Raw genomic sequence first — 21,607 nt, forward strand, 5'->3', positions numbered from 1 at the left:
TGAAGCGATCGAGCAGCTGGCGTCTGTAACTGGACCATCTAGAAAAGTGAAAGCACCAACCACAAAAAAGGATTCCTCATGCGATTTAGCATAAGGAATCTTTTTTACTTAGTGGAATAACTATTTAATAATATCCTGCATGGTTGTGCCTTCCTATAACAGCCGACTTGACAGAAATGACGATCTTGCATGATGGAAAACTTGGGTAGTCATCAGCTGTAATAGATTAAATGGGAAATAATTCAAAACAACTAAAGAATAATCTCTTTAGGCATTTATATAAACTATTCACCGACTAGCATTTCATTTACCTGCATTTTCACTGCTTCATATACAAATAATCCAGCTAGTGCATGTGGGAGCACAGTGCGGCCTCCGTCTTCAGTAGGTAGTAGTCCTTTCGAGAGTTTAGTGGATATATATGTATAGGCAAGTTCAGCTAGCATATTATCTTCACTTACTGGTTCTGTCAAATATCAATAGTAAAGTGGGAGAAATATTATGAAAGCAATCTCTTGGCTTTGACTACATGTCTTCAGAGTTAGCATAACTAAATTATAAAATTACCTTTTTTATGAAAGAATTAGTCAAAAAAGATAAGAAAAACTGTTTAACTTTATGGGGGCACTTCAAATGAGTGGTCGCCTTTTTATTTCGTTTACCCCTGTAAATTTAGTTTTCGGTGGGGATCATGTCGTTTTGCCTTTATTAGAACAGGAACTTGTACCAACTGGATGGATAAACGAAGTCTGGTCGTTCGCTGTAAAGATACTTCGCACTAGGAATTGTTGATTAACTAATTAATTTAGGTATTAACGATAGAAAACTACATTTCTGTATTTTTAACTTAAAATGATTTGTAAATCAAAAGAACTGGAGGTATAATTCGATTATACATATTCAAACATTTGAATATGTATAATCGAATTTGTCAAAGGAGGAAAATTGATTGTGGACAGATATACAACAATTTAAAGCTGATTTTTTTAAAGCCTTGGCACATCCACTAAGAATACGGATTCTTGAATTACTGTCAGAAGGAGAAAAGAGCGTTACAGAAATTCAAAGCACTCTTAATAGTGAAGGTTCCGCAGTTTCCCAACAACTAAGTGTATTACGCTCTAAAAATATTGTAGTTGGTATCAAAAATGGTAAACGAGTTGTTTATTCACTTCGCGACCCATCCATTATAAAACTTTTAATAGTTACACGAGAAATCTTCAATAATCATTTAATTGATACCCTTTCTATGTTAGAAGAATTAGATGAAGAAGATACACTTTCTAAATCATAGAATCGGAGTAATCAATGGAAATTTAAATAGATATAACTCCCTAAACAATCAATAATATACAATCAATTTACTATTTTAATCATTCATAGAAAAAGAAGGGGTATAATGAAAAGCTTTTTTACAGGAAGATTTGATGACTATTCAATACGGCATTTCCAAAAAGATCTTCTTTCAGGCGTTATTGTAGGGGTAATTGCTATACCATTAGCTATGGCATTTGCTATTGCATCAGGTGTGAAACCAGAATACGGGATTTACACAGCATGTATTGCTGGTATCTTAATTTCTTTATTTGGTGGATCGAAATATCAAATTGGAGGACCTACTGGTGCTTTCGTACCTATTCTTTTTGGGATTGTCATAGCTTATGGATATACAGATTTATTACTTGCTGGTTTTTTAGCCGGTATTATCTTGTGTTTAATGGCGATTTTTAAAATAGGTTCTTTGATTAAATTCATCCCTCGTCCTGTCACAATTGGTTTTACTTCAGGGATTGCCATTATTATTTTCACAGGGCAAATTGAAAATTTCTTTGGACTGACAGGGCTTGAAAAACATGAGAAGTTCATTGACAACATGAAGGAAATTATCTTTCATATTGATACAATGAATTTTTATAGTATAGGAATTGCCATATTGTGTCTTTTCGTCATTTTACTCACACCGAAATTATTGCCGAAAGTTCCTGGATCACTAATTGGTTTAATCGTAACAACAATAATAGCAACAGTATTCTTTTCAGGCAATATTTCAACTATAGGCTCCACCTTTGGAGAAATTCCAAGCCAACTCCCTCATTTTCGCTTTCCCGATATAACATGGGAAAGAATACAGCGTTTAATAGTACCTGCATTTGTAATTGCTATATTGGGAGGAATTGAATCTCTCTTATCCGCTGTAGTAGCAGATGGGATGACGAATAGTAAACACAATAGTAATCGTGAATTAATGGGCCAAGGAATTGCAAATATCATTACTCCTTTATTTGGAGGAATTCCAGCTACAGGTGCAATTGCACGAACAGCGACAAATATTAAATCTGGTGCTACTTCTCCTATGTCAGGGATTATTCATGGGATTTTTGTTTTATTAACCCTCTTAATATTAGCACCCTATGCTTCACTTATTCCGTTAGCTAGTATGGCGCCTGTTTTAATGATAGTGGCTTGGAATATGAGTGAAAGAAAACAGTTTCTTCATGTGTTGAAAATGAAAAGTGGCGATTCTCTTATTTTATTGGTTACATTTCTTTTAACTGTCTTCACCAGTATTACGATAGCAGTTATGGTTGGTCTCATCTTAGCTGTCGTTTTATTCGCAAAACGCATGAGTAATATGTTGGTTGTTTCCAAAGTGTTACCAGACCACACTCATAAGAATGAAATTGTTCAATCCCATGTAGTTAACGAAGCTCATAACTGCCCACAAATTAGCATTTATACAATTGAAGGGCCACTTTTTTTTGGTGCTGCACAAGTGTTTGAACAACGCATAATGGATACAATTCATTATGAACCTACTGTCTTGATTTTACGTATGGGGAAAGTACCGTTCATCGATTCGACAGGTGAAGCGAATTTGAAGAATATTGTCAATTATTATAAAAAACAAGGTGGAATTCTTGTGCTTTCAGGTATAGTTGATGATTTGAAAAAGTCATTGAAAAAGTCTGGTCTTTATGATGAAATTGGTGAAAAGTATATATTTAGTCGTACAGGCGAAGCCATTGACTATTCCATCTCAGAAATTAACCATAATAAATGTTTAGGATGTAAGCATTTCGCTTTTCATGAATGCAATCAACTTTCACATACAGGAAATCTCGATAAAAAGGAGTCTAAATTACTAGAAATATAAAAAATAAAAGATAACTAAAAAGGATGGATATAAAATGGGACTAAACAACGCACTCAAATTACATTTTAATATAACACCTAGTCAACTAATAAAAATCGCTATCAAGCGTAAAGAGGTTCAACTTTCTTCTGGTGGCGCGATAGTAGCGAAAACAGGTAAATATACAGGCCGTTCACCTAAAGATAAATTTATTGTTAAAGAACTTGCCTCTGAACTTGCAATTGATTGGAAAACAAATCAACAAATGACGTCAGCAAATTTTGATCTTCTTTTAAAGGATGTTTCTAATTATCTAGAAGAAAAAGAACTATTTGTATTTGATGGGTTCGCTGGAGCCGATCAAGCATATCGTCTACCTATTCGAATCATTAACGAGTATGCTTGGCATAATTTATTTGCTCATCAATTATTTATTCGTCCAACAAAAGAAGAGTTAGCTGTACACAAAGAAGATTTCACTGTAATCTGCGTTCCTAATTTTGAAGCTACACCTTCCATTCATGGAACAAATTCCGAAACTTTTATTGTGATTAATTTCGATAAAAAAATCGTATTGATTGGAGGAACACAGTACGCAGGAGAGATTAAAAAATCGATTTTTACTATAATGAATTATCTTTTACCAATTAATGATGTTCTTTCTATGCATTGTTCTGCAAATAAAGGATTAAATGAAGATGTTGCTTTATTTTTTGGTTTATCAGGTACGGGAAAGACCACTCTCTCAGCAGATGCTAATCGTATGTTAATTGGTGATGATGAACATGGTTGGTCAGACAAAGGTGTATTTAATATTGAAGGTGGTTGTTACGCAAAATGCATCAACTTATCAGAGGAAAAAGAACCAGAAATATTTCGCGCGATTACTTATGGATCTGTTTTAGAAAATGTCATAATCGATCCTCATACACATTTGGCAGATTATAATGATTGTAGTTTAACAGAAAACACACGAGCAGCTTATCCGATCCATAACATTCCGCATGCTCTTAATCCGAGTACGGCAGGACATCCAAATGTTATTTTCTTTTTAACAGCAGATGCGTTCGGTGTTTTACCACCCATTTCTAAATTATCAAAAGAACATGCCATGTATTATTTTCTTTCAGGTTATACCAGTAAATTAGCTGGAACTGAAAGGGGCATAACAGAACCAGAAGCAACATTTTCAACCTGTTTTGGTGCACCATTCTTGCCATTATCACCTAGAGTTTATGCTGAAATGCTTCGAGAGAAAATTCGGAAACATGACGTGGATGTTTATTTAATTAATACAGGTTGGTCAGGAGGCCCTTATGGAATAGGCGAACGTATTTCCCTTTCCCATACTCGAGCGATGGTTACAGCAGCTATTGAAGGTCAATTAGCACATACAGAATTTGAAATGGAACGGAGTTTTGGTCTTAACATACCTAAAAGTTGTCCTAATGTACCATCTGAAATTCTTAACCCCCGCAATACATGGAAAGATAAAGAGGCTTATGATATCCAAGCAACAAAATTAACAAATCTATTTCGGGAAAATTTCGAGAAGTTTTTATAAAAATCATAAAATAAAGGGTAAGTGGAGAAAAACGAGTCGTTTTTCTCCACTTACTTTTGTATATTTTGATTTTTCCCCAAGGGAATGTTATCTATCCAGTAACATTAGCTGTAGTCTAACCATAGAAGATCTTCGGGAATGCCTTGCTCCATATTTAACAGAGTGCTTTTCTTGTTTTAATTTGCAATGTACTATTTTATCTTATTCAACAAGACCTCTAAAACAACTTGCCATGTAATTTTTGAACTTGATCCCTTAATTGTTTGTTTTCTTCTTCTAGTGCCTTTATTCGGATTTTTAATGTCTTAATTAAACTATCTTCTGAACGAAGGTTTTTACTCTGTTTACGGGGAACTAATTCACTTATTTGCATCCCTCTTAATGTCTCTATTCTAGTTCTAATGTCTTTTTGTTTGTACAGCCATGACTTTGAAACACTTGCTTTTTGTGCAACGGAATTAAAATTAATCTTCTCTTTTTTCAGTGCCATCTCTGAAATTGTCTTTTCAACCCTAATTCTTGTCTTCTCCGACTTTTCTTTGGATAGTTGAATTATGGCAGTTGTGTTACTCTTTCTAGTCATCTTAATTCGTCTCCTTTAACGAATGAATAATTTGCTCTAATCTATTTTTAACACGTTCGTTAGTTTCAACCTGACGCTGCCATTGGTTCTGTTTAGCCCTATTTAATATTTCTTTAGTTCGGTCTAAGTGCTCTTCATGTTCATTTAGAAATTGTTTACTTGTACAGAAGTTCGTACAATCTAAACAAGCATTTGCGTGAGGACACGGTCCCGCAATTACTGGTAAACGACAATAGCCATTAGGAAGTGCTTGTGCATTGATATTTTTTTTAAACCATTGAAGATCTGTATTGTCAGCTTCAGTATTTTCTTCGGTTAAATCCAGAATGCTACCGCTATTCGTCACCAAAGTTTCCTTAAACTTTATGAACTCTTTCTTTAGAGTTTCATCAAAAATATGGGCATATCTTGCAGTCATTTCTGGTGATTCATGCCCTAAGAATTTTTGAACAATATGCTGTGGCACTCCGTTGTTTATCATTCTAGTGCCAACTGTATGCCGAAAGGCATGAGCATGAAATCGGAAAATCTCTCCTTTATTATCCTTTATCTTTTCTTCATAAGCTAATTTATTTAATTTAACTCTAAAGGTATCTTGCTTCAATGGAGAACCATCTTTCCGTGGAAATACATATACACATCCATCGTCAAGTTCATAAGCCACTCTTTGCTCTTGAACCAATATCAATGCAGCAATTTCTTTAGAAATAGGAATGGTATGTTCTTTCTTCATTTTCCACTGATAATACTTTAAAAAGCAATCCCCTTCTTTATCTGTTATGACACTCCCTTTTTTCAATGTACAAAGTTCACCGATACGCATTCCGCATTCTTGAAGTACCATAACCATTGCAGCCATATAAGGTTCCAATTTATCCAATTTAACATTTAATTGTTCAAGGACATGTTCATCTATATAACGTGGTTGTGCCTTCGGCACTTTAGGATAATCTTCTCGAAAGATAAGGATTTGGGAAGGCGAATCCTTCCAATCAAACCTTTGAAGTGTAGAGAAAAAAACTTCTAAAGTAGATATTCGTCCAGTCGCAGTACTAGGTTTTAAACCTTTTAAATTAATTTCATTTAAATATTGCTCAACTTCATTCCTAGTTAATTGATGAATCCTTCGTATGCCTTCACAATTTGTATTTATAAAATTAAAAAACTCTCTTAATTTTGACGCCATATCAACTACATGGGAAAAGCTACGTGTATTTAACATTAACTTACAATATCGCTTGACGATTTCTTTAAAATAATCATTTTCAAAACCCTTGAAATTGATTGTATATTCGTAGGACGTTGGATTTATCTTATCTTCCGGCAATGAAAGTTTTCTTAGATCCCAAACATCTTTATCCCATTCTTCACCATCAAAATAGAAATCCTCATAGAACTCCATAAACTGTTTTAAATTAGTAACGTAGTAGGAGTTCGCTTGCACAGAAATTTTATTTTGATTTATATCAAGCTTGTAATTTTTAGTCGTAGATTTTATTCCTTGTTCTACTAAGTAAGTTCGGTATTCCGTCAAAGCTTTTACTATAGGTACTTCAGTTATAGAGGTAATATCGGGATATTTTAAATTTAAAAACCCCAACATTCGACTTATCACTGTTCCTTTTCTAATCCAAACAGTTTTTGCACTCCAAGTTCCATTATTTAAGAGAACATAATAAAAGTATTTTAATTCTGTTTTTAACCAGATGTTTTCTACTTTATCAAAATTTACCCAACGATTTCTTAACGAAGGATTCTTACTTAACTCTATCGCACTAGGATGTGGGCAAATTCTTATATCCCATCTATCTGCTGCCCAAAACCCTTGTAAGACACTAGTCATATCCGCTATTTTTTTATTAATCTCTGTGTTAGTGACGAGCTTTCGATTTGTTGCAACGCTTGGAAATTTCATTTTTTATGTTTCTCTCCCTTGGAGATACGCTTTATATTCATTTTTCATATCTTGATCAGAAAGATGAACGTATGTATCAAGTGTTGTTTGTACATGTGCATGACCTAACCTTTTTTGTACGTAAGCAGCATCCCATCCACTTCTAATGAGTTCTGTGGCATGCGTATGACGCAACATATGGGCAGTGAAGGTAATCCCTGTCCGTTTCACCAATCGCCTTATAAGATCTAATACACTTTGATATTTTAGAGGTTTCCCAAAATAAGATTCTTTGAGATTTATAAATATATAATCATGCTCCAAATCTTCCCCATATTCATGAACTAAATAATCGGTGTATAAAGCCATTAATTCCTTGCTAACATCGATTGTTCGTTCTTTTCTAAGCTTAATATAAGCCCCATTTTCGTTGTGATCTCTTGGCATGATATTAATCTGATTATCCCAAGTAGAAATATCTTCGATACGAAGGGATAATACCTCTCCTACCCGAAGTCCTCCTTCATACATAAGCATAATAAGTAACTTATCCCTTTTTGTATGACACGCATCGATTATTGCTTTAACTTGTTCGTGTTCTAATACTTGTACAAGTTTCTTTTTGACCCTAAGCTTTAAAATATTTTTTTGATAAGATTTACCTTTAGAAATATGGTGAAGAAACCCCTTGAAATTTCTTCCCCTCGCTTCTTTAGTCATATCTATAGCTTTAAAATCTCCTGTACGATTTAAATACTCTAAGAAACTAGTTACAGCATTAAGTATGGCATTAACAGATGTTTCTTCTCTTTTAGCCTTCTTTGGTTGTAAATCTATTACCTTTACCTCCCCCGTTGGATTTCTTAACCATCCCACAAAGTTTGACATTTCCTCGAATTTCAAATCTTCTAATCTAATTCCTCTTTGGCTCATAAATTCATAAAACAGCTTGAGATGATAACAATATGTTTTAATCGTATTTGGCGCTTTCCCCGTATTATCCAAGTACTTTATATATCTCTTAACCGGTTCTACCACTTCAAAATTTTTGTCTAATAGTATGTATAATGGATATGATTTTTCCTCAACAACTACTTTTTGAACTTTCATTTCTCCACCACCTTTAAATACCTTAACTCCTATAAATAATACCTATATTTATTCATTAGTTAAAGTATTGAATTAAAAAAATCCTAAACTTTAAGTACTTAGAGTACTCTAGTTTAGGATACTATGTTTATTGCTGCTAATGCACTGAAAGGTATAAACTCGTCATTCAACTTTTTAGCTAACTTCAAAGCTTCTTCGTCTTCACAGGAACGAGTAAGAATCCAAACCCGGTCTGCACTTGTCAGCTTTATTTCAGGTGACCAAACTTGCATAGATGGAAAAGGTTCGGCTGCAAACTGTGCATTAATGGAAATACTTTTCATTTCTTCAAAAGTGGCGAAAAAAACTGTTCCTTCTCTAGCAGCTGCCTGGGCAAGCAAACGAGCAGTTTCCTCCATATTTTCTTCCTCTGAGCCGGCAATTCTTTGTAATAAACCAGAAAGTTGTGTAGTCAACATCTTCATTAATATTCACCTCTTCTTTATTATAATGCATATGGCGTTTTTTAAAATATATAGTTATGGGTAATAAATCAGGTTAATATGGAAAAATTTTAAATAAAAAGAGGGAATGACGCAACTAATATCGTATAATACAGATAGGGGATAAATAAAGAAGGAGTTTGCATGTTATGAAACATATCTTAATAGTAGATGATCAGTTAGGAATACGATTATTATTGAAAGAAGTGTTTGCCCAAGAAGGGTACGAAGTCAGTTTAGCTGCAAATGGATATGAGGCATTAGAAATTTTGAAGGAACACAAGATCGATGGTGTTTTACTCGATATGAAAATCCCAGGTATGGATGGAATTCAAATTTTGAAGTTAATCAAAGAACAATGGAGTGATATCCCGGTCATGATGATGACAGCATACGGCGAATTGAATTTCATAGAGGAATCAAAGAGGTTAGGTGCATCTCTCTACTTTACTAAGCCATTCGATGTATTTGAACTAAGAGATTCTGTGAATAATCTCCTGAAATAAGTTGGAACAGCAGGCAGTGGAAAACATCGCCTGTTTTTGTTATGATGTAAAAGAAAAGTGGTAGATACCATTTAAAACTATTATATAGTTCTGTTAATAGTATTGCGTAAGTATATATTTTTTCAGGCGATTGGTATCTCCGTTTAAAGAATAAGAAACAAAGATAATATGGAGAGTAAAAGCAAATAGAGGAGGTCCATTTCAATGGCTTTAGTTTCGATGAAAGAAATGCTGGAAAAAGGGAAAAAAGAAGGATATGCAGTAGGGCAATTTAACATTAATAATTTAGAGTTCACACAAGCAATCCTGTTAGCAGCTGAGGAAGAAAAATCTCCAGTAATTTTAGGAGTATCTGAGGGTGCAGCAAAATATATGGGTGGTTTCATTGCAGTCGTATATATGGTTAAAGGACTAATGGAATCTTATAAAATTTCCGTTCCAGTGGCAATTCATTTAGACCACGGTTCTAGCTTTGAAAAATGTAAAGAAGCAATTGATGCAGGATTTACTTCTGTAATGATTGATGCTTCTCATCATCCGTTTGAAGAAAATGTAGAAACTACAATTAAAGTTGTAGAATATGCACATGCTCGCAACGTATCTGTAGAAGCTGAACTGGGAACAGTTGGTGGACAAGAGGATGATATTATTGCTGAAGGAGTTATCTATGCAGACCCTGCTGAATGTGCAGAACTTGTGAAACGTACAGCAATCGATTGTTTAGCTCCAGCTCTAGGTTCTGTTCATGGACCATACAAAGGTGAACCAAACTTAGGCTTCAAAGAAATGGAAGAAATCTCGAAACTTGCAGACCTGCCACTTGTTTTACACGGTGGAACTGGTATACCAACACATGATATTACACGTTCTATTTCACTTGGAACTGCAAAAATCAATGTAAATACAGAAAATCAAATTGCTGCTACTAAAGCTATTCGTGATTTCTTTGCTGCTGACACAGAGCAATATGATCCACGTAAATATTTGACGCCTGCACGTGATGCGATTAAAGCAACAGTAATCGGTAAAATGAGCGAGTTTGGAAGCTCAAATAAAGCTTAATAATAATTAGAAAAATAGCTACAAGGGAGAAGTGTTCAATGAACCTTCTCCTGTTTTTCCATCATGAGGAGGATATTATTCATATGAAATTTTTTATCGATACTGCCAATTTTGACGAAATAAAAGAAGCACACGCTTGGGGGATTCTATCAGGAGTAACAACGAATCCATCTCTAGTTGCAAAAGAAAATATCTCATTCCACGATCGCCTTCGTGAAATTACTGCGTTAGTAGACGGATCAGTTAGTGCAGAAGTAATTGCACTAGATGCAGAAGGAATGATTAAAGAAGGTAGAGAGCTTGCTGCCATAGCACCAAACATTACTGTAAAGTTACCAATGACTCCAGAAGGTCTGAAAGCATGTTCAGTATTCCGTTCAGAAGGCATTAAAACGAATGTTACGCTTATTTTCAGTGCAAACCAAGCATTATTAGCAGCACGTGCTGGGGCAACGTATGTATCGCCATTTTTAGGTCGCCTAGACGATATCGGTCATGATGGTATGGAACTGATTGCGAAAATTGCTCAGATATTTGATATTCATAATATCGACACTGAAATTATTGCAGCTTCTATTAGACATCCTCAACATATTACAGATGCAGCTTTAAACGGTGCACATATTTCAACAACACCTATTAAAGTATTGAAACAATTATTCAATCATCCTTTAACTGACAAAGGAATTGAAGGATTTCTAGCGGATTGGAACAATCGTAAAAGCGAGTAACAAGACGAGGGAGAACTGTATGGAAGTTTATAAAATAAAAGGGGGACAACGCCTTCAAGGAACTATTAAAGTAAGTGGGGCAAAAAATAGTGCAGTTGCACTTATTCCTGCTTCTTTATTGGCGAATTCCCCTGTAACTATTGAAGGATTACCAGAGATTTCGGACGTTTTAACACTAAAAGAAATTTTAGAGGAAGTAGGAGCTAAAGTAACATTTGAAAATGGAACAATGACGATTGATCCGACAAATGTTGTGGATATGCCTCTACCAAATGGCAACATCAAAAAACTACGTGCATCTTATTACTTAATGGGTGCCTTACTTGGACGATTCAACAAAGCAGCAATTGGTTTACCTGGTGGGTGCCACTTAGGGCCACGACCTATTGATCAGCATATTAAGGGGTTTGAGGCTTTAGGTACATCAGTATCCAATGAACATGGTGCGATTTATTTGCGTGCACAAAACTTAGTTGGCGCGAAAATCTATTTAGATGTTGTAAGTGTAGGTGCTACTATTAATATTATGTTGGCAGCCGTTAAAGCAAAAGGCCGTACAATCATTGAAAACGCAGCAAAAGAACCGGAAATTATTGACGTTGCAACATTATTATCTAATATGGGTGCGAACATCAAGGGTGCAGGTACAAATGTCATCCGAATTGACGGTGTTGATGAATTACATGGTACAAAGCACACGATTATTCCAGATCGTATTGAAGCTGGCACATTTATGATTATGGCCGCAGTCGCTGGAGATGGTGTGACAATTGATAATGTGATTCCCTTTCACGTAGAGGCATTAACTGCAAAGCTTCGTGAAATGGGTGTGAAGGTGGAAGAATATGAGGAGAAGATTGTTATTCCGAAAGTGGAAACAATCTTACCTGTAGACGTAAAAACTTTGGTATATCCAGGTTTTCCAACCGACCTACAACAACCTTTTTCTGTATTGATGACCCAAGCTACTGGCACATCTGTTATTACAGATACTATTTACTCCGCTCGATTTAAGCAAATCGATGAGTTACGTAGGATGAATGCAAATGGACGTGTGGATGGAAGAACGGCAATTATTACAGGACCGGTAAAATTACAAGCAGCTACTGTTCGTGCAAGTGATCTTCGTGCTGGAGCAGCGCTTGTACTTGCAGGTTTAATTGCTGATGGTGAAACGGAAATTCAAGATATATTCCATATAGAACGTGGTTATAGCTCATTAGTAGATAAGCTTCAAGGACTTGGAGCGAATATTAGACGAGTAGAAATAAAAGAAATAGAAGTAAATAACGATTAATACTCTACTAGCAGTGTGGTTTATTTGATATTTGAAAATTATATTGTTATTTGTCTAGCCTCTCGAGTAGCTTAAGAACTACAAATAAAGGCAAAGAACGCCTTCATTGCAGTTCTCCCTGCTTTCATCAGGACTGACATAGGCATTTACTATTTTCTTAATATCAAATTTGACAAATATGCTACAATGAGACAGGAAGAAAAGCAATTTGGAATTTCTGATATTGCAAAACTGGAGGCTTATATTATTATGGAACGTAGTTTATCAATGGAATTGGTTCGAGTAACAGAAGCAGCAGCAATCGCATCTGCACGTTGGATGGGGCGAGGGTTAAAAAATGAAGCGGATGATGCAGCAACAACTGCGATGCGTACAGTTTTTGACACGATTCCTATGGAAGGCGTAGTTGTAATCGGAGAAGGAGAGATGGACGAAGCACCGATGTTGTATATTGGTGAAAAACTTGGTCTTGGAAGCGACGGTCCTCACGTTGACATCGCAGTAGATCCTTTAGAAGGTACAAATATCGTAGCTTCAGGTGGTTGGAATGCACTTGCGGTACTTGCAGTTGCCGATCGTGGAAACTTACTTCATGCTCCAGATATGTACATGGATAAACTTGCCGTAGGACCTGAATCTGTAGGTCTAGTGGATATTAATGCATCAGTTTTAGATAATTTAAAAGCAGTTGCTCGTGCAAAAAATAAAAACATTGAAGATGTTGTGGCTACTATTTTAGGTCGTCCTCGTCATCAAAAAATTATTGATGAAATCAGAGCAGCTGGTGCACGTATAAAACTAATTACAGATGGTGACGTTGCAGGAGCTATTAATACTGCGTTTGATGATACAGGTGTAGATATTTTATTCGGTATGGGTGGTGCTCCAGAAGGAGTTATCGCTGCTGTTGGATTAAAATGTTTAGGTGGAGAAATCCAAGGGAAACTTATTCCTCAAGATGAAGCAGAGCTTGAGCGTTGCATCAAAATGGGATTAGACGTAAACAAAATTTTACGTATGGAAGACTTAGTTAAAGGCGATGACGCTATTTTCGCTGCTACAGGAGTGACAGATGGAGAACTACTTCGTGGAGTACAATTTAAAGGTGCCTTCAGTTCAACGCATTCCATCGTTATGCGTGCAAAATCAGGTACAGTTCGATTTGTTGAAGGTCGTCACAGTCTTAACAAAAAACCAAACCTAGTTCTATAAAGAAATTTGAAAGCACCTTTAGGAGAAGTCAGTCTAAGTTCACGACATCGTGTCGCAACGACTGACTGACCCACATCCTGTGGGCCTCCGACAAGCGCTGGAAGACTTGCCATAAGGGCGTAGTTTGCCTTTTGTCCAAGTCTGAAACGACCTCGAGGGGCTAGGTGCTGGAGCTAGACAGAAAAGAAATGCGAAAGCACCTACGTAAGCCCTGAAAAGCGCTAGAAGACTTGCCATAAAGGCGTAGTTTGCCTTTTGTCCAAGTCTGAAGCGACCTCGAGGGGCTAGGTGCTGGAGCTAGACAGATCTTGATTAGTAAGTTTATACTTTCTTAGTCTATAAAAAAGAACTTTCCTTTATGTTTTACCCGGCGACCAATCTCTGGCGTCGGGTAACCTCTTATAAAACTTCTTTCTCAATATCTCAAAATAGTAAAACAATAAAAAACAATAAAGAGTGGTGCATTCCATATGACACAAACAACAATTAATGAGTTAGAAAACATGACTCTGAAAGAACTATATACACTTGCGCGAAAATTTAAAGTAGCCGCATATAGTAAACTTTCAAAAAAAGAACTTATTTTTGCAATCTTAAAATCTCGTGCGGAACAAGAAGGATTTTTCTTCATGGAAGGCGTACTTGAAATTATTCAACAAGAGGGCTTCGGTTTCTTGCGCCCGATTAACTATTCACCTAGTTCAGAGGATATTTACATCTCCGCTTCTCAAATAAGAAGGTTTGACCTTCGTAACGGAGACAAAGTAACAGGAAAAGTGCGACCACCAAAAGAAAGTGAACGCTATTATGGCCTGTTACATGTTGAATTGGTTAACGGGGAAGACCCTGAAGTAGCAAAGGAAAGAGTTCATTTTCCAGGACTAACCGCTTTATATCCTGATCGCCATATCAAATTAGAAACGGATCCTGAGAAACTATCGACTCGTATCATGGACTTGGTAGCACCAGTTGGTTATGGTCAACGTGGATTAATAGTAGCGCCACCAAAAGCTGGTAAAACATTACTTATTAAAGAAATTGCTAACGCAATAACTACGAATCATCCAAATGCGGAACTAATTGTTTTATTAATAGATGAGCGTCCAGAAGAAGTAACTGATATTGAGCGTTCGGTTAAAGCAGATGTAGTGAGTTCTACATTTGATGAAGTTCCAGAAAATCATGTAAAAGTGGCTGAGCTTGTACTGGAAAGAGCAATGCGATTAGTTGAACATAAACGCGACGTTATTATTTTGATGGATTCAATTACTCGTTTAGCTCGTGCTTACAACTTAGTTATTCCACCAAGCGGTCGTACACTATCAGGTGGTATTGATCCTGCTGCTTTCCATCGTCCAAAACGATTTTTCGGAGCAGCTCGTAATATCGAAGAAGGTGGCAGTTTAACAATTCTTGCCACGGCATTAGTCGATACGGGATCAAGAATGGACGAAGTAATCTATGAGGAATTTAAGGGAACTGGTAACTTAGAACTTCACTTAGACAGAAGCCTTGCAGAGCGTCGTATCTTCCCAGCGATCGATATTCGTCGTTCAGGAACAAGAAAAGAAGAATTACTTATACCGAAAGAACAGTTGGACAAACTTTGGGCGATACGTAAAACCTTCTCGGATTCATCTGATTTTGGAGAACGCTTCTTAAGAAAGCTTCGCCAAACCAAAACAAATGAAGGATTCTTCGAACAACTTGCTGTAGAAATGAAAGCGCATAAAAGTGGTAAAGTTTCACTATAAAAAGTAATTACTAAAAATAAATATAAACTAAACATTTGCATTAAACGCCTATAGATGGTATTATATTTAACGTAACATCACAATTTTCTGCTACATATGCGATTGACAACAATCGGATCGTGTAAGGTATCAGTATCATAACCAACTCTGTTCCAGATGGTTCAGGGCGAGAGGAGAGATAGAGATGAAAGCAGGAATTCATCCCGATTACAAAGAAGCTACAGTATCATGTTCATGTGGTAACACATTCACAACTGGTTCTGTAAAAAATGACATTAAAGTCGAGTTCTGTAACGAATGTCACCCATTTTACACTGGGCGTCAAAAATTCGCAGCAGCTGATGGCCGTGTGGATCGCTTCAACAAAAAATACGGCATTAAAGAAGAAATTTCAGAAGACCAAGAAAACTAATATTGAAGTACCTGTAGAGCATTTTGCTTTGCAGGTATTTTTATTTTAAGGCAAATATGGTTTCCGTTAACAGTTCACGTATGATATAAATAAGATAGAAAATACATAGCACACAAGGAGACAAATTATGGCGCAATTATTTTACAAACACGGAGCGATGAATAGTGGAAAATCAATAGAGATATTAAAAGTTGCTCATAATTATGAGGAACAGGACAAACCTGTTTTAATATTTACACCAGGAATAGATACACGTGACGAAGTCGGTCATGTTTCTAGTAGAATTGGCTTGAAAAGAAAGGCAACAGCTATTTATGATGAAACTAATCTATTTGAATTAGTTCAGGCAGAATCTATAAAGCCTTACTGTGTATTAATCGATGAAGTGCAGTTTTTAACAAAGGAACATGTTCTGCAACTAACGAAAATAGTAGACGATTTAGATATTCCAGTAATGGGCTTCGGACTAAAAAATGATTTCCAAAATGAACTTTTTGAGGGAAGTCGTTATATGCTAATTTACGCAGACAAAATTGAAGAGATGAAAACTATCTGCTGGTTCTGTCATAAAAAAGCAATCATGAATCTACGAGTTGATGACCAAAGAAAACCTGTTTACACTGGCGAACAAATCCAAATAGGCGGTAATGACTCCTACTACCCAGTATGCAGAAAATGCCACGCCAATCCACCACTATAAGCTACTGAAAATCCACTTCATTTAATTCTATGAAGTGGAATTTTAAAGAATGAAAAGAAAATGATATGTCCTAAGCTAGTGTTACAGGTGAATTTAAGAATTAAATGTGCCGCTGATTTCTGTTACAGGTGGACGCTTTCCGTGGGGTGAGCGATGAGCTATCACCGTCGCTAGCGCGTCGTTGTGATATCTCATCTGTCTCACTCATCCCACTGGAGTCGCCACCTTCCACTACAATCAATATAATGTGTAGTACTCTACTATAAGATTTGGTGAAGCATATTGCTTAGATGAAATAGTAGTCAAAGTTAATGAAGTGATAAAATATTTTGTTAAATTAAGGATGCTATTTTGTAATATAGGATGAAGAGTGTGGATTGTCTATTACATAAGTGGAAGTAAGGAAAAATAGTAAGTGTTTACTAAAAAAAGAAGCGAATTAGCGAACGAAATTGTATCTTCGAGAGCTCCTATATAAATATTAAGGTATCTTATCTCTAGTTATCCAAAAACGTACTTACCCGTTTCTACGAGTTGTAGAAGGGAGATGGGCAGTTCGGTGCCATAAAGTTACCGAAAAAAGGGATGCTGGGTTAGTTGTGACGAACGTCACAACTAACCCAGCATCCCTAAAAAATTATTCGGTAATTATGTAGCAAAACGTCTGTCTAAAGCCCTTCGAAAACGATAGAAACAGATTTTATACCTTAAGCCATAGGATTTTTCTTGCTATTTGTCTCATACGATCAAAACATTTATAGAAAAAGTAGCGGGAATGTTAGTTTTTCTTTATAATAGGAAAGATATATACTTAAATGAACGAGGTGAGCTCGATGTTTGATCGATTACAATCGGTAGAAGATCGTTACAATAATTTAAATGAACTGCTTAGTGACCCAGAAGTGGTCAATGATCTAAATAAGCTAAGAGAATATTCCAAAGAACAATCGGATTTACAAGGGACTGTAGATGCCTACCGTGAATACAAAGAAGTTAAAAGTCAGTATAAAGACTCGAAGCAAATGCTAGAGGAAAAGTTGGACGCAGATATGCGTGAAATGGTGAAAGAAGAGGTCAGTGATTTAGAGGACCAAATCGAAGTGTTGGAAGAACGATTAAGACTATTGTTAATTCCGAAGGATCCAAATGATGATAAAAACGTTATTATGGAAATTCGCGGGGCTGCTGGTGGAGACGAAGCTGCGTTATTTGCAGGGAATTTGTTCCGTATGTATAGCAGATTTGCGGAAACCCAAGGTTGGAAAATAGATATTATGGAATCCAATCCAACTGGACTTGGCGGCTTCAAAGAAATTATTTTCATGATTAACGGAAAAAGTGCTTATTCCAAAATGAAATATGAAAACGGGGCACACCGAGTACAACGTGTTCCAGAAACAGAATCTGGCGGACGTATTCATACTTCTACGGCTACTGTTGCTGTACTTCCGGAAGCGGAGGAAGTGGACGTGGAGATCCACGAGAAGGAAGTTCGTGTGGATACATTTGCTTCATCGGGTGCGGGAGGACAGTCTGTAAATACGACTATGTCCGCGGTTCGAATGACACATTTACCAACGGGAATTACTGTTTCTATGCAAGATGAAAAATCACAGATTAAAAACAGAGAAAAAGCGATGAAAATTCTTCGTGCCCGCGTAGCGGATAAATTCCTTCAAGAAGCACAAGCAGAATATGATGCTTTGCGTAAATCGGCAGTAGGAACAGGTGACCGTTCGGAACGGATTCGTACGTATAACTATCCACAAAATCGTGTAACAGATCACCGAATCGGATTGACTTTGCAAAAACTTGATCAGGTCCTAGAAGGCAAAATGGATGAAGTAATTGATGCATTAATAATGGAAGATCAAGCAGAAAAATTAGAGAGAATGAATGATACGAATGTGTAAAACAAATTTTGAGGCCCTAAAACGGGCTTCTTCTTTTTTAGAGGAGAATAATCGTGAAAAAGAAGTTGCTCGCTACTTATTACAGCATGTCTTACAGAAAAACTACTCCGAGTTGATGATTGCTATATATGATGAAATAACTATAGAAGCATTTCAAACATTTTGGGCTTATATAGAAGAACATGCCACTGGTAGGCCTTTCCAATATATTATAGGACAAGAGAGTTTTTACGGTCGTGATTTTTTAGTGAATGAACATGTTTTAATACCGAGACCAGAAACAGAAGAATTAATTGTAGAAGTTCAAAAAAGAGCTGCAAGTCTATTTGAGTTAAACAAACCTATAAAAATTGCTGATATTGGAACTGGAAGTGGCGCAATAGCAATAACTATTAAAAAGGAAATACCACATGCAACTGTCACTGCAACAGACATATCGCCGGAGGCTTTAAGTGTAGCTATAAAGAATGCCGAGCGCTTAGAAGCGCTGATAGATTTCAAACAAGGTGATTTACTAGCCCCAATCGCCGATCAAAAATGGGATATTATATTATCGAACCCTCCATATATAGGATCACATGAAGCGGCAAGTCTTTCTGATACAGTAATAGATTATGAACCACATCTTGCTCTATTTGCAGATGAGGATGGCTTACAGCTTTATAGAAAAATGGCAGAAAAGCTTCCTAGTGTGATGAATGCTCCGAGTTTCATAGGTTTTGAGATTGGCTACGAACAAGGCCCAGCTGTTCAAAAAATGCTTCAAAATGTTTTTCCAGAAGCGCTGGTAGAAATCGTTCAAGATATTAACCAAAAAAATCGTTTTGTTTTTTGCACAATCAAGGATTAAAGCGAGTATTCATTTGCTTGCCTTTGATATTAAGATTAATACAAACGTGCATATGGAAAGCGTTGTTCTGTTGTTGCATCGACACCAAACAAGTTGATGTAGAATTTCATAATAATTAATTTTATGAAATTCACTTAAGCACTGAATAAAATATGAATCTACTGGTAACAATGTTCCTAAGGGGGAATGTTATATGTTACCAGATTACGAGATTAAAAAAGCACCAAGTATCGGGAAACAAGTAGATGCATTGATATTCTTTGTTTGGATGTTGTTACTAATTCAGTTTTGTTTATTTTTATTGTTTCAACAAAACGAAGAAGTAGAAGGTATGCGTTTTCGACTAATAGCAAATAGTAATACAATGGAAGACCAACAAATGAAAAATGACGTGAAACATCATATAGAACCAATATTGCTAAACTACGTAAGTAATCCACAAACAACGTATAGCGAATTAGAAAAAGCAGTCGAGAAGTTATCGAACTCTTTAGATACAAATATTAACATTACGAAAGGCCAGGCAAGCTTTCCACCGAAAGTTTGGGAGGCAGGTATTTCTTCACAAGTGATGACAGAATCTATTGTTATTTCCATTGGTAACGCAAGAGGGGATAACTGGTGGTGCGCACTTTTCCCAAAGGTATGCTATAAAGAAGAAGTGAAAGAAGAAAAACCTAAATTCTGGGTATGGGAGTGGCTGAAAAAGAAGTTTTCCACATAGTTACTAACAATAAAATGATAGTTATCAACAATTTGTGGATAAGTAAGCAAGAAAGGAGAAAATACAACATGAAAACGATAATTAAGAATGTGGATAACTTATTAACAAATAACGATAGTTATACACAGGCTGTGGATTTATTAACAAAAGGGGAAGTGGTAGCTTTTCCAACAGAAACAGTATACGGATTAGGTGCGATTGCCACGAACGAAGAAGCTGTAGCTAAAATATTCGAAGCAAAGGGAAGACCACAAGACAATCCGCTTATTGTCCATATTGGTTCTAAAGAAGAGATGATGGCATTTACTCAAGATATACCTAAACTTGCGGAAGTATGTATGGATGCATTTTGGCCCGGCCCCCTAACGCTTATCTTGCCGCTAAGACCGAATACCTTGGCAAAAAATGTAACAGCTGGATTGCAAACGGTTGGAGTCAGAATGCCAGAGCATAAGGTGGCGCTAGAATTATTAAAACAATTAAAACAACCTGTTGCTGCTCCAAGTGCCAATAAAAGTGGGAAACCAAGTCCTACAAAAGCAGTGCATGTACATCATGATTTAGAAGGGAAAATACCCCTTATTTTAGATGGTGGAACTACTGGCATAGGTTTAGAATCTACTGTAATAGAATTTGTAAATGATTTACCTACTATTCTTCGTCCAGGTGGAGTAACGAAGGAAATGCTAGAAAAAGTGATTGGGCAAGTCGGGGAAGCTCAACCGACCGATGAAAAAGAAGCTCCACGAGCACCAGGCATGAAATATGCCCATTACGCTCCTGATTCTCCTGTATATTTAATAGAAGCATCTTTAGTAAAGCTTAAAGAAGCAGTAGAAAAAATACATAATGAACAGAAAAAGGTAGCAATAATAGCAAGTGAATCATTTAAGCGCATAAACGTAGATTACTTTTTTTCATTAGGAAAAGAAGATCAGCTTAGTGATGCAGCACATTTACTGTATCAGGCTTTAAGAGATTGTGATGAAACAGATGCGGATATAATCCTCGTTCCCGTTCTCTCAAAAGCAGGTGTGGGAACAGCAATTATGAATCGGTTAGAAAAAGCGGCGGATGGTAAATGGTTTTATAGCTAATATTGTATTCTCGCTCGTCTATTTGCATACATTTAAGTATGCAAATAGACGGGGGAGATTTTTTTGTGGCGTGAAATTTTAGCAGGCGCCTTGATGTCTGTGGACGTACTTATTTTATTTTCGTTGGTTGTATATCGTAAGCAAATTTTTACACTTGCTGCATGGGTAGCTTCTTTACATATGCTTTTTCCGTTAATCGGTTATTATGCAGGTGTCGTTGTACAAAATTATTTGGCTTATGCAAGTCCTTATTTATCGGGTATTCTTTTATCATTAGTAGGATTACAGATGATTTTAGCTCAATCTCCAAAACAAGTTCCGCTGTTGTCCCCATATTTACTCGCAGTTTTTGCTAGCCTAGATACCTTTTCAGTTAGTGTTTCATTTGGTATGCTTAAATTAGAAAAGTTTGTATTTATATTAAGTGCTGGCCTCTTTTCGTATATCGCTGTATTTATAGCGCAAAAGGTTATATTCAAACATACTTTTATGAACCGAGCACTTATTTTAAGATTTGCCGGAGTACTAATTTTGTTAATGGGTATTCTCACGTTACGAAATATTTAACAATTTACAACACAAT

At 36.2% G+C, this 21,607-nt stretch carries 22 protein-coding genes; 17 read left to right on the forward strand and 5 right to left on the reverse strand.

Annotated features, from left to right (window positions below; translation table 11 throughout):
* Positions 1-284 precede the first annotated feature (284 nt).
* Positions 285-473 (reverse strand): DUF2529 family protein, encoded by a 189-nt coding sequence (locus tag MHI40_RS03085; protein WP_340761467.1) that lies wholly within the window; start codon positions 471-473, stop codon positions 285-287.
* Positions 474-633: 160 nt separating this feature from the next.
* Here MHI40_RS03085 and MHI40_RS03090 point away from each other — a divergent pair, with 160 nt between their 5' ends.
* The 4 genes from MHI40_RS03090 (at position 634) to pckA (ending at position 4,697) form a co-directional block, all read left to right on the forward strand.
* On the forward strand, positions 634-792 hold the full coding sequence (locus MHI40_RS03090) for a hypothetical protein (RefSeq protein WP_340764609.1): 159 nt from the start codon (positions 634-636) through the stop codon (positions 790-792).
* 157 nt (positions 793-949) lie between these two features.
* The gene (locus MHI40_RS03095) at positions 950-1,294 is read left to right on the forward strand and encodes an ArsR/SmtB family transcription factor (protein WP_340758911.1); all 345 of its coding nucleotides are present in this window, start codon (positions 950-952) and stop codon (positions 1,292-1,294) included.
* A gap of 105 nt (positions 1,295-1,399) precedes the next feature.
* Entirely contained in the window at positions 1,400-3,154 is a 1,755-nt protein-coding gene (locus tag MHI40_RS03100) for a SulP family inorganic anion transporter (RefSeq protein WP_340758912.1), read from the forward strand.
* Positions 3,155-3,188: 34 nt separating this feature from the next.
* Positions 3,189-4,697, forward strand: a complete 1,509-nt coding sequence (gene pckA, locus MHI40_RS03105) for a phosphoenolpyruvate carboxykinase (ATP) (protein ID WP_340758913.1) — start codon at positions 3,189-3,191, stop codon at positions 4,695-4,697.
* 217 nt (positions 4,698-4,914) lie between these two features.
* Here pckA and MHI40_RS03110 read toward each other — a convergent pair whose 3' ends face one another.
* The 4 genes from MHI40_RS03110 to MHI40_RS03125 all read right to left on the reverse strand — a co-directional run bounded on the left by MHI40_RS03110 (position 4,915) and on the right by MHI40_RS03125 (position 8,748).
* Positions 4,915-5,280 carry a DUF6262 family protein gene (locus MHI40_RS03110; RefSeq protein ID WP_340758914.1) on the reverse strand — a complete coding sequence of 122 codons (366 nt, stop codon included), beginning with the start codon at positions 5,278-5,280 and terminating at the stop codon, positions 4,915-4,917.
* A gap of 1 nt (position 5,281) precedes the next feature.
* The gene (locus MHI40_RS03115) at positions 5,282-7,195 is read right to left on the reverse strand and encodes a tyrosine-type recombinase/integrase (protein ID WP_340761468.1); all 1,914 of its coding nucleotides are present in this window, start codon (positions 7,193-7,195) and stop codon (positions 5,282-5,284) included.
* Positions 7,196-7,198: 3 nt separating this feature from the next.
* Positions 7,199-8,284 (reverse strand): tyrosine-type recombinase/integrase, encoded by a 1,086-nt coding sequence (locus MHI40_RS03120; RefSeq protein WP_340758916.1) that lies wholly within the window; start codon positions 8,282-8,284, stop codon positions 7,199-7,201.
* A gap of 113 nt (positions 8,285-8,397) precedes the next feature.
* A complete protein-coding gene (locus tag MHI40_RS03125) occupies positions 8,398-8,748 on the reverse strand; it encodes a DUF2529 family protein (RefSeq protein ID WP_340761469.1) in 351 nt (116 codons plus the stop codon).
* 167 nt (positions 8,749-8,915) lie between these two features.
* Between MHI40_RS03125 and MHI40_RS03130 the strand changes: the two genes are divergently transcribed.
* The 13 genes from MHI40_RS03130 (at position 8,916) to MHI40_RS03190 (ending at position 21,591) form a co-directional block, all read left to right on the forward strand.
* The gene (locus MHI40_RS03130) at positions 8,916-9,272 is read left to right on the forward strand and encodes a response regulator (protein ID WP_340761470.1); all 357 of its coding nucleotides are present in this window, start codon (positions 8,916-8,918) and stop codon (positions 9,270-9,272) included.
* Positions 9,273-9,476: 204 nt separating this feature from the next.
* Positions 9,477-10,334 carry a class II fructose-bisphosphate aldolase gene (locus MHI40_RS03135; RefSeq protein WP_340761471.1) on the forward strand — a complete coding sequence of 286 codons (858 nt, stop codon included), beginning with the start codon at positions 9,477-9,479 and terminating at the stop codon, positions 10,332-10,334.
* A gap of 83 nt (positions 10,335-10,417) precedes the next feature.
* Positions 10,418-11,065: a fructose-6-phosphate aldolase gene (gene fsa / locus MHI40_RS03140; protein ID WP_090565661.1), complete on the forward strand. Its 648-nt coding sequence runs from the start codon at positions 10,418-10,420 to the stop codon at positions 11,063-11,065.
* 19 nt (positions 11,066-11,084) lie between these two features.
* Complete coding sequence (locus MHI40_RS03145) at positions 11,085-12,362, forward strand: UDP-N-acetylglucosamine 1-carboxyvinyltransferase (RefSeq protein WP_340761472.1); 1,278 nt, start codon at positions 11,085-11,087, stop codon at positions 12,360-12,362.
* A gap of 249 nt (positions 12,363-12,611) precedes the next feature.
* Positions 12,612-13,574 carry a class II fructose-bisphosphatase gene (gene glpX / locus MHI40_RS03150; RefSeq protein ID WP_093535769.1) on the forward strand — a complete coding sequence of 321 codons (963 nt, stop codon included), beginning with the start codon at positions 12,612-12,614 and terminating at the stop codon, positions 13,572-13,574.
* A gap of 470 nt (positions 13,575-14,044) precedes the next feature.
* A complete protein-coding gene (rho, locus tag MHI40_RS03155) occupies positions 14,045-15,328 on the forward strand; it encodes a transcription termination factor Rho (RefSeq protein WP_093535767.1) in 1,284 nt (427 codons plus the stop codon).
* A gap of 184 nt (positions 15,329-15,512) precedes the next feature.
* Positions 15,513-15,740, forward strand: a complete 228-nt coding sequence (gene rpmE / locus MHI40_RS03160) for a 50S ribosomal protein L31 (protein WP_093535765.1) — start codon at positions 15,513-15,515, stop codon at positions 15,738-15,740.
* A gap of 127 nt (positions 15,741-15,867) precedes the next feature.
* Entirely contained in the window at positions 15,868-16,440 is a 573-nt protein-coding gene (locus MHI40_RS03165; protein WP_093535763.1) for a thymidine kinase, read from the forward strand.
* An 833-nt stretch (positions 16,441-17,273) separates the two neighbouring features.
* Positions 17,274-18,353 (forward strand): peptide chain release factor 1, encoded by a 1,080-nt coding sequence (prfA, locus tag MHI40_RS03170; protein ID WP_340764369.1) that lies wholly within the window; start codon positions 17,274-17,276, stop codon positions 18,351-18,353.
* Positions 18,346-19,203: a peptide chain release factor N(5)-glutamine methyltransferase gene (gene prmC, locus MHI40_RS03175; protein WP_340761473.1), complete on the forward strand. Its 858-nt coding sequence runs from the start codon at positions 18,346-18,348 to the stop codon at positions 19,201-19,203. Before prfA ends, prmC begins: the two co-directional genes overlap by 8 nt.
* Positions 19,204-19,396: 193 nt before the next feature.
* Positions 19,397-19,927 carry a stage II sporulation protein R gene (locus tag MHI40_RS03180; protein ID WP_340761474.1) on the forward strand — a complete coding sequence of 177 codons (531 nt, stop codon included), beginning with the start codon at positions 19,397-19,399 and terminating at the stop codon, positions 19,925-19,927.
* Between the two features lie 68 nt (positions 19,928-19,995).
* Positions 19,996-21,024, forward strand: coding sequence for an L-threonylcarbamoyladenylate synthase (locus MHI40_RS03185; protein ID WP_340761475.1), 1,029 nt, complete (start codon positions 19,996-19,998; stop codon positions 21,022-21,024).
* A gap of 63 nt (positions 21,025-21,087) precedes the next feature.
* Positions 21,088-21,591, forward strand: coding sequence for a manganese efflux pump (locus MHI40_RS03190; protein WP_093538723.1), 504 nt, complete (start codon positions 21,088-21,090; stop codon positions 21,589-21,591).
* Positions 21,592-21,607 lie beyond the last annotated feature (16 nt).

This window comes from Psychrobacillus sp. FSL H8-0510 (genome assembly GCF_038008345.1).
Classification (GTDB): Bacteria; Bacillota; Bacilli; order Bacillales_A; family Planococcaceae; genus Psychrobacillus; species Psychrobacillus psychrotolerans.

Coding starts and splice junctions, on each gene's coding strand:
- MHI40_RS03100 (WP_340758912.1), top strand. CDS start 1,400: ATGAAAAGCTTTTTTACAGGAAGATTTGATGACTATTCAATACGGCAT.
- MHI40_RS03090 (WP_340764609.1), top strand. CDS start 634: ATGAGTGGTCGCCTTTTTATTTCGTTTACCCCTGTAAATTTAGTTTTC.
- fsa (WP_090565661.1), top strand. CDS start 10,418: ATGAAATTTTTTATCGATACTGCCAATTTTGACGAAATAAAAGAAGCA.
- glpX (WP_093535769.1), top strand. CDS start 12,612: ATGGAACGTAGTTTATCAATGGAATTGGTTCGAGTAACAGAAGCAGCA.
- pckA (WP_340758913.1), top strand. CDS start 3,189: ATGGGACTAAACAACGCACTCAAATTACATTTTAATATAACACCTAGT.
- MHI40_RS03110 (WP_340758914.1), bottom strand. CDS start 5,280: ATGACTAGAAAGAGTAACACAACTGCCATAATTCAACTATCCAAAGAA.
- MHI40_RS03135 (WP_340761471.1), top strand. CDS start 9,477: ATGGCTTTAGTTTCGATGAAAGAAATGCTGGAAAAAGGGAAAAAAGAA.
- rpmE (WP_093535765.1), top strand. CDS start 15,513: ATGAAAGCAGGAATTCATCCCGATTACAAAGAAGCTACAGTATCATGT.
- prmC (WP_340761473.1), top strand. CDS start 18,346: ATGTGTAAAACAAATTTTGAGGCCCTAAAACGGGCTTCTTCTTTTTTA.
- MHI40_RS03145 (WP_340761472.1), top strand. CDS start 11,085: ATGGAAGTTTATAAAATAAAAGGGGGACAACGCCTTCAAGGAACTATT.
- MHI40_RS03130 (WP_340761470.1), top strand. CDS start 8,916: ATGAAACATATCTTAATAGTAGATGATCAGTTAGGAATACGATTATTA.
- MHI40_RS03165 (WP_093535763.1), top strand. CDS start 15,868: ATGGCGCAATTATTTTACAAACACGGAGCGATGAATAGTGGAAAATCA.
- MHI40_RS03180 (WP_340761474.1), top strand. CDS start 19,397: ATGTTACCAGATTACGAGATTAAAAAAGCACCAAGTATCGGGAAACAA.
- MHI40_RS03125 (WP_340761469.1), bottom strand. CDS start 8,748: ATGAAGATGTTGACTACACAACTTTCTGGTTTATTACAAAGAATTGCC.
- rho (WP_093535767.1), top strand. CDS start 14,045: ATGACACAAACAACAATTAATGAGTTAGAAAACATGACTCTGAAAGAA.
- MHI40_RS03115 (WP_340761468.1), bottom strand. CDS start 7,195: ATGAAATTTCCAAGCGTTGCAACAAATCGAAAGCTCGTCACTAACACA.
- MHI40_RS03185 (WP_340761475.1), top strand. CDS start 19,996: ATGAAAACGATAATTAAGAATGTGGATAACTTATTAACAAATAACGAT.
- prfA (WP_340764369.1), top strand. CDS start 17,274: ATGTTTGATCGATTACAATCGGTAGAAGATCGTTACAATAATTTAAAT.
- MHI40_RS03120 (WP_340758916.1), bottom strand. CDS start 8,284: ATGAAAGTTCAAAAAGTAGTTGTTGAGGAAAAATCATATCCATTATAC.